The following is a 7261-nucleotide window of genomic DNA, read 5'->3' as shown; positions in this document are numbered from 1 at the left end:
CGGCGCTTGTTTCATATAATCCCGGCGCTTGCCGGTGGCCTCGCCGGTCAGCACGAAGCCGCGCATGTTGTCGTCGCCGTCGACGAAGCGCCCCTCGAGCGCGGCGCCGCGGCCCTCGATGATCCACTCGCCGTGCTTTTCGACCGGGGGGTAGGCGATCACCGGGCAGACGTGGGTCTTGATGAAAATCGGCAGGGTCGGGTATTTCACCGCGCCGGGCTCTTCGTCCTCACCGGCGGCCAACGTCTTGCCCAGCGTGCGCGCGCACTGCATCAGCGGCCCCACATAAGGCCGCCAATGGCCGTCGACTTCGGCACAGTCGCCGAGCGCGTAGATATCGGGATCGGAGGTGACCAGCGTGCGATCGACCACGACGCCCCGATCGACCTCGAGGCCCGCGGCTTCGGCCAAGTCGGTACCGGCCTTGAGCCCGACGGCCGAGAGGATGATATCGGCATTGATATGCGAGTTGTCGTCCAGAATGATTTGATAGCGGCCGTCGCCGCCGTTGTGTACGGCGGTTGCGGCGTGGCCGAGATGCCAGTCCACGCCTTCGTGCGCCAACGCGGCCTTGACCGCTTCGCCGGGTTGTTGCGGCATGAGCTGGGCCAACGGCCAGCCGGCGGGATCGGCGACCGAGACCTTGTAGCCGGCGGTGATCAGATCGTTGGCGAACTCGCAGCCGATCAGGCCGGCACCGAGAATCGCGACCCGCGCGCCGTCGACGAGGTTGTCGCGGAATACGCGGTAATCCATCAGATTGTTGATTTTGTGCACGCGATCGGCCGCGTCGCCGGCCAGGTTGAGCACGATCGGGGCGGCGCCCCAGGCCAGCACAAGCCTGGAATAGGTCAGCGTGTCGCTGGCCAGCCGCACCTGATGGGCCTCGCGATCGATGGCTTCGACCTGCTCGTGGGTGCGCACCGTCACGTTGAGCATCTCGGCCATTTCGTCGGCCGTCTTCTGGACCAGATCGTCGGGCGTCCTGCCCTTGGCGCGGGCTTCGGAGATATCCGGCTTGTAATAGCTGGCGCCGTCGTCGCGGGTGATGAGAAGCACCGGCGTTTCGGTGTCGTGTTTGCGGAATTCGCGGGCCACGCTGTAGCCGGCGAGCCCGGTGCCGATGATGATGATCGGGTCCATGCGCTCTTGCCTCGTCGCAAGTAGGATTGTGCGTCGGTGCGGCTCGGCCGGTAGCCGGCCGATGATACGAAACGCGCCGCGACGCAGCGCGCGCAACGCTCAGTCGATTTCCATCATTTCGAAGTCATCCTTGGGCGCACCGCAATCCGGGCAGGTCCAATCGTCCGGGATATCTTCCCATTTGGTACCGGGCTCGATGCCTTCATCCGGCATGCCCTCGGCTTCATCGTATTCGAAACCACAGACGATGCATTGCCACTTCTTCATTGCTCGCTCTCGATTGACCCTTCGACCAAAAAACAAGCGCTGCCGCAAGCAGCGCCGCTGTAAAAGCGAGAGCGTATCAAACCACCGCGACGACGGCGATGCGGCCGGCGGCCGAGGCGGGCGTTGGACGCGCAGTCGACAGGCTACGGACAGGCGCGTAAAAAAGATGAAAATAATACTTTCCTTATAAGGGATCACACCATGAACAGCACGGCCCGACCGATCAGCGCCGACGCCGAATCCGATACCGGCCGACTCCACCGCCTGTTCGAAAGCCAGCAGGCCAAAGCACGGGCGCTTCGCACGTCGAGCGCGGCCGAGCGCGTCGCCAAGCTGGCGCGCCTGCGCAAACTGATGTTCGAAAAGCGCGAGGCCGTTCACGCGGCCTGCCATGCCGATTTCGCCAAACCCGCGGCCGAGGTGGAAGTCACCGAGATCCTGCCGGTGGTGGCCGAGGCGCACCATGCGATGCGAAAGCTCAAATCGTGGATGAAGCCGAAGCGCAAGCGCCCCACCCTGCTCATGCTCGGCACCCGCGCCGAGGTGCGCACCGAGCCTAGAGGCGTATGCCTGATCATCTCGCCGTGGAACTATCCGATCAATCTGTCGCTGGGCCCACTGGTCTCGGCGATCGCGGCCGGCAACACGGTGATCTTGAAGCCCTCGGAGATGACGCCGCACTGCGCGTCCTTTCTACAGGAGTTTCTGGCCGAATTGTTCGACGAGGACGAGGTCGCCGTGGTCCAGGGCGCGGCCGAGACTACGCAAACGCTGCTGGAACTGCCGTTCGACCATATCTTTTTCACCGGCTCGCCCGCGGTCGGGCGCATCGTCATGGGCGCGGCAGCGAAACACCTGAGTTCGGTGACGCTGGAGCTCGGCGGCAAGTCGCCGGTGATCGTCGATCGTTCGGCGAAAATCAAGAGCGCGGCAACCACGCTGATGTGGGGCAAGTTCGCCAACAACGGCCAGACCTGTATCGCGCCCGACTACGTCTACGTGCACGACGAGATCCGCGACGAGTTCGTCGCCGCATGCCGCGAGGCGCTGGATTCACTCTACGGCGCGCGCGAAAAACTGGCCGACAACGGCGATTACTGCCGTATCGTCAACGATAAACATTATCAGCGTGTGCGCGCCCTGCTGGACGACGCGATCGAGCGCGGCGCCAAGCTGCCGGTGGGCACGGTGCCGGCCAACGAGGACCGCTTCCTGGCGCCGACCCTGCTCACCCAGGTCGGTGAGAACGCGCGCATCATGGAAGAAGAGATCTTCGGCCCGCTCATGCCGATTCTGGCCTTCGACGACATCGAAGGCCCGATCGCGGCGATCAACGCCCGGCCCAAGCCCTTGGCGCTCTATATCTATGCCACCGACAAAAACCTGATCGAAACCGTACTGTCGCGCACCAGCGCCGGGGGCTCCTGCGTGAATCAGACGATGATGCATTTCCTGCATGGGCAACTGCCCTTCGGCGGCGTGAACAATTCCGGCATCGGCAACAGCCACGGCCACTATGGCTATCTGGCCTTTTCCCACGAACGCAGTGTGCTGCGCGACCGGTTCTCGCTGGCGTTTTTGTTCCGGCCGCCCTATAACGCCTTCACCCGCGCCTTCATCCGGTTTGCTGTGCGCTGGTTGAGCTGATACGACGCCGCCGGGGCGGCAGCGGACGAGCACTGGCTGGTTGGTTAGTCTATTAAGACTCAGGCTTCTAAGACTCAGGCTTCGTTTGGGCTGAGGTTTCGCGCTGATGCGCGAGTCCCTTTTCTTGTTTGCGCAAGAAAAGGAACCAAAAGAATCGCACCCGACACGGCGCCGGCTACGCCGGTGCACTCCGATGCTCGCGGCGACGGGATGCGGTCAGAACTCGGGCCGCTTTGGCGGCCCTCAGACAGGCTGACCGCACCGGCGCAATGCGCCGGACACCCGCCGCCACTGCGCGTCTGCGTCGCCGTGTAATGGGCTGAATACAGGCGTCCCCGCCCCCAGCATCGCGGGCCCGCGCTGTATTGGCCCCTTGGGCGTAGCGCCGAGCAGTGGAGGTCGAAAGTCGCGCGTCAGCGCGAAACACCCAGCCTGATAAAACCGGCGAGTGAATGAACGACACTGCCGAACACCGATGCACTGTTTTACGGCTGGCGCTTGATGCCGTCGCACAACGCCACGGCGTATCGAGCCTGCGTTAAGCTAGCATCGTTAATTCTCGCTTCCCGTCTCGCTATGACCGCACCGCAACGTTTTGCCGCCGTACTCGAAAAAGAACAGCCGCTGCAGATCGTCGGCGCGATCAACGCCTATGCCGCCATGCTGGCCGAGCATTCCGGTTTCAATGCGATCTATCTGTCCGGCGGCGGCGTCGCCAACTGGTCCTATGGCCTGCCGGATCTGGGCATGACCACCCGGGACGACGTGCTCGAGGACGTGCGGCGCATCACCGAGGCCACCGACGCGCCGCTGCTGGTGGATATCGACACCGGCTGGGGCAGCGCCTTCAATATCGCGCGCTCGATCCGGCTGATGGAAGGCGCGGGCGCGGCGGCCGTGCATATCGAGGACCAGGTCGCCGCCAAGCGCTGCGGCCACCGTCCGGGCAAGGAGATCGTCTCCCAGGCCGAGATGGTCGATCGCATCAAGGCCGCGGTCGACGCGCGCGACGACATGAAGATCATGGCGCGCACCGACGCGTTGGCCGTCGAAGGCCTGGAGGCCGCGGTCGAGCGCGCCGCGGCCTGTGTGGAAGCCGGGGCCGACTATATTTTCGCCGAGGCGATGACCGATCTATCGATGTATGCCCGCTTTACCGGGCTTGGCGTGCCGGTGCTGGCCAATATCACCGAATTCGGCGCGACCGAGCTCTACACCACCGGCGAGCTCGCCGAACAAGGCGTGGCGATGGTGCTGTATCCGCTGTCGGCCGCGCGCGCCATGGCCAACGCCGCGCTCAACGTGTACCGCACGATCCGCGAATACGGCACGCAGAAGCCGGCACTCGATACCATGCAGACGCGCAGCGCGCTCTACGATCATCTCGGCTATCACGAGTTCGAGGACAAACTCGATGCGCTGTTCGGCCGGCCGCGCGATTCCGGGTAAACCGTAACGCTGTCTCGTGACGAGGAGATTTCGGTGAGAAAAGGGGTCATCGCGGCGATCGTGGTCATTGCGATCGCGATCATCGGTGCGGCGGTCTACGGGTGGCAAGGATCGCACGAAAAAGGTCCGGCGCAGCCGCGGCACACGCAGACCGGCCAACACCGCGAGGCGCCGGCAAATAATCGTCACGAAAACGCCGACAACGCCAGCGCGCAAGCCACCCGACCCGGGCACGGCAAGAGAAATACGGCCACAGCGAAAGCCGCCAGCTCGCCGGCCGAACGTTACTGCGCAGACGGCCACGACAAGGCCTATACCGAGGCGGTCATATCCAACGGCGGGCTCGTTCAGATCTTCCGGCACGAGGCCGCGCTGGTCGATGCCTACGCTTGTGCCGCGGCCTACCTGAAGCACGGCGGCAGCGTGAACGCGATCGACCCTAGGCCCGATTCCGACCATCTCACGCCGCTGCTGTTCGCCATCAAGCGCAACGATCCGAAGATGGTCCGTTTCATGCTCGACCACGGCGCCGATCCGCACAAGCGCGGCGGGCCACAGAAAATCGAACCCTACGGCTACGCGGTATTCCAGGCGCTGCACCACCAGAGCACTAACTACAACGCCGTGATCGACATCCTCAATTCGGCGCTGGGCGATCACCCGGCGTCGAGCGGCGGGTCGTAAGCCATGCCGCGCCGCGCACGCGACCCGGCGAAATACGGATGCAGCCCGCGCCGGCGCTGCGCTAGCCTAGCATCGGTGTATCTTAGGCTTTTTAACCGCGAGAACCCGTTATTTGGCCCGCAGCCGGTCGCCCGATGAGCACAACCGACGCGCATCACGGCGCCACGCCGCCTGGCTGGGAACTCGACGAGAGCGGCGATCGCCGCCGCATCGTGCTGTCCGGCTCGTGGCGATTGTTTACCGCCAGCGACTGCCGGCGCCGGATGAGCGCCGAACTCGGCGCGCTGGACTCGCCTGCCGACATGATCTGGGACCTGAACGCGGTCGAGGCGCTCGACAGCGTCGGCGCCTGGGTGCTATGGCAGGTGTGGAACCGGCAACTACCGGCGGATCTTGCCTGTCGCGATCCGCATCGACAACGCTTCGACCGGCTGGCCGACGCGCCCGACGTGCTGCCGCCCAAGTCGCATCGCATTTCGCCCGTCGGCGCACTCGATACGCTGGGCGCGGGCATAATCGGCATTGCACAGCATACGATCGGCCTGCTCGCGCTGTTGCTCGGCGTGCTGATGGATATCGCCACCTGTGCGGTGCGCTGGCGGCTGATACCGGTGCGCGAAATCACGGCCTCCATTTATCACACCGGGGTCTCCTCCGTGCTGTTGCTGGGCGTCACCGGCTACGTGATCGGCATCGTGATGAGTCTGCAGATCGGCGTCACGCTGGAGGACTTCGGCGCCAATCAGCGCATCATCGGCCTGATGGGTTTGGCCGTGATGCGTGAGCTCGGCCCGGTGATCGCGGCCATTATTCAAGCCGGGCGCGCCGGTTCGTCGATCACCGCCGGCATCGCCGGCATGCATCTCACCGAGGAACTCGACGCACTCCAGACCTTCGGCAGCTCGCCCCGGATGCGGCTGGTCACTTCGCGCGTCGTGGCCATGATGATCACCATGCCGCTGCTGGTCGTCTGGACCGACGGCGCCGAGATCCTGGGCGGCGCCACCACCGCACAATTCGATCTGAATGTGCCCTTCGCGCTGTTCATTGCGCGGCTGCCGTCATCAGTGGATATTTACAATTTCTGGCTGGGGCTGGGCAAGGGCGCGCTGTTCGGCCTGATCATTGCACTGGTGGGTAGCTATTTTGGGCTGACCGCACGCGCCAACACCGACAGCCTGAGCTCGCAAACCACACGCTCGGTGGTCGTCGGCCTGTCGCTGATTCTGATCCTCGATGCCTTGAGCGGCGCCATTCTCGCCAAGATGGGCCTGATATGACGGCCGACCGGGATCAGCCGTTGCAGCCCGTGGTCGAGGTAGCCGATCTGGGTGCGCGCATCGACAAGCGCTGGCTCCTGCGCGGTCTGGATCTGCGTTTGGAACAAGGCGAGACGCTGGCGGTGATCGGCACCAGCGGCGGCGGTAAGTCGCTGATGCTGCGCCATCTGATCGGCCTCAGCGAGCCCGACGAGGGCACGGTCGATGTTCTGGGCATACGCATCAGCCATCTCGATCGCGTGCAAATGCGCCAGCTCGGCCGCCGCTGGGGCGTGCTGTTCCAGCAGGGCGCGTTGTTCAGTGCGCTGCCGGTTTTCGATAACATCGCGTTTCCGATGCGCGAACTGCGTCGCGACGGTCTGGACATGCCCGAGTCGATGATCGCCGACCTGGTCAGCCTTAAGCTGGCCGCGGTCGGCCTCGATCCTGAAGTGGGCCCGCAAATGCCGGATGCGCTATCCGGCGGCATGATCAAACGGGTCGCGCTGGCCCGGGCATTGGCGCTGGATCCCGAGCTGCTGTTTCTCGACGAGCCGACCGCTGGCCTCGATCCGGCCTCGGCCACCGATTTTCACCGGCTCTACAAACATCTACATAAAGACATGGGGCTGTCCGGCCTGATCGTCACCCACGACCGCGCGACACTGGCGTCCGTAGCCGATCGGGTGGCGGTTCTGGACGAAGGCCGTATCCTGACCGTGGGCACACTCGACGAGGTGCGTCACGTCTCGCATCCGTTCATCGAGCGTTTTTTCGACGCCGACACCGCTGCCGGCGTACAAGAGGATTAA

The 7261-nt window shown here is 64.3% G+C and carries 7 protein-coding genes; 5 read left to right on the top strand and 2 right to left on the bottom strand.

Annotation, left to right across the window (positions count from 1 at the left end):
• Both VFJ08_RS02200 and VFJ08_RS02195 read right to left on the bottom strand, forming a co-directional pair.
• A partial coding sequence (locus VFJ08_RS02200; protein ID WP_324994699.1) for an NAD(P)/FAD-dependent oxidoreductase occupies nt 1-1143 on the bottom strand: 1143 nt, incomplete at its 3' end.
• A 99-nt stretch (nt 1144-1242) separates the two neighbouring features.
• The gene (locus tag VFJ08_RS02195; RefSeq protein WP_324994697.1) at nt 1243-1410 is read right to left on the bottom strand and encodes a rubredoxin; all 168 of its coding nucleotides are present in this window, start codon (nt 1408-1410) and stop codon (nt 1243-1245) included.
• A gap of 201 nt (nt 1411-1611) precedes the next feature.
• Here VFJ08_RS02195 and VFJ08_RS02190 point away from each other — a divergent pair, with 201 nt between their 5' ends.
• From VFJ08_RS02190 to VFJ08_RS02170, 5 genes are all read left to right on the top strand, one after another.
• A complete protein-coding gene (locus tag VFJ08_RS02190; protein ID WP_324994696.1) occupies nt 1612-3057 on the top strand; it encodes an aldehyde dehydrogenase family protein in 1446 nt (481 codons plus the stop codon).
• A 576-nt stretch (nt 3058-3633) separates the two neighbouring features.
• Nucleotides 3634-4506 carry a methylisocitrate lyase gene (gene prpB / locus VFJ08_RS02185; RefSeq protein ID WP_324994694.1) on the top strand — a complete coding sequence of 291 codons (873 nt, stop codon included), beginning with the start codon at nt 3634-3636 and terminating at the stop codon, nt 4504-4506.
• Nucleotides 4507-4539: 33 nt separating this feature from the next.
• Nucleotides 4540-5190, top strand: a complete 651-nt coding sequence (locus tag VFJ08_RS02180; protein ID WP_324994692.1) for a hypothetical protein — start codon at nt 4540-4542, stop codon at nt 5188-5190.
• Nucleotides 5191-5324: 134 nt separating this feature from the next.
• Nucleotides 5325-6470, top strand: coding sequence for an ABC transporter permease (locus VFJ08_RS02175; protein WP_324994690.1), 1146 nt, complete (start codon nt 5325-5327; stop codon nt 6468-6470).
• Complete coding sequence (locus VFJ08_RS02170; RefSeq protein WP_324994688.1) at nt 6467-7261, top strand: ABC transporter ATP-binding protein; 795 nt, start codon at nt 6467-6469, stop codon at nt 7259-7261. The genes VFJ08_RS02175 and VFJ08_RS02170 overlap by 4 nt, the downstream gene beginning before the upstream one ends.

The organism is Salinisphaera sp. (assembly GCF_035690525.1).
Lineage (GTDB): Bacteria > Pseudomonadota > Gammaproteobacteria > Nevskiales > Salinisphaeraceae > Salinisphaera.
The sequence above is the reverse complement of the archived record's forward strand: the minus strand, read 5'-3'. Positions and strand labels throughout refer to the sequence as shown.

Bases quoted from the DNA above. Each gene is read 5' to 3' on its own strand.
- prpB (WP_324994694.1), top strand. From the start codon at position 3,634: ATGACCGCACCGCAACGTTTTGCCGCCGTACTCGAAAAAGAACAGCCG.
- VFJ08_RS02175 (WP_324994690.1), top strand. From the start codon at position 5,325: ATGAGCACAACCGACGCGCATCACGGCGCCACGCCGCCTGGCTGGGAA.
- VFJ08_RS02190 (WP_324994696.1), top strand. From the start codon at position 1,612: ATGAACAGCACGGCCCGACCGATCAGCGCCGACGCCGAATCCGATACC.
- VFJ08_RS02195 (WP_324994697.1), bottom strand. From the start codon at position 1,410: ATGAAGAAGTGGCAATGCATCGTCTGTGGTTTCGAATACGATGAAGCC.
- VFJ08_RS02170 (WP_324994688.1), top strand. From the start codon at position 6,467: ATGACGGCCGACCGGGATCAGCCGTTGCAGCCCGTGGTCGAGGTAGCC.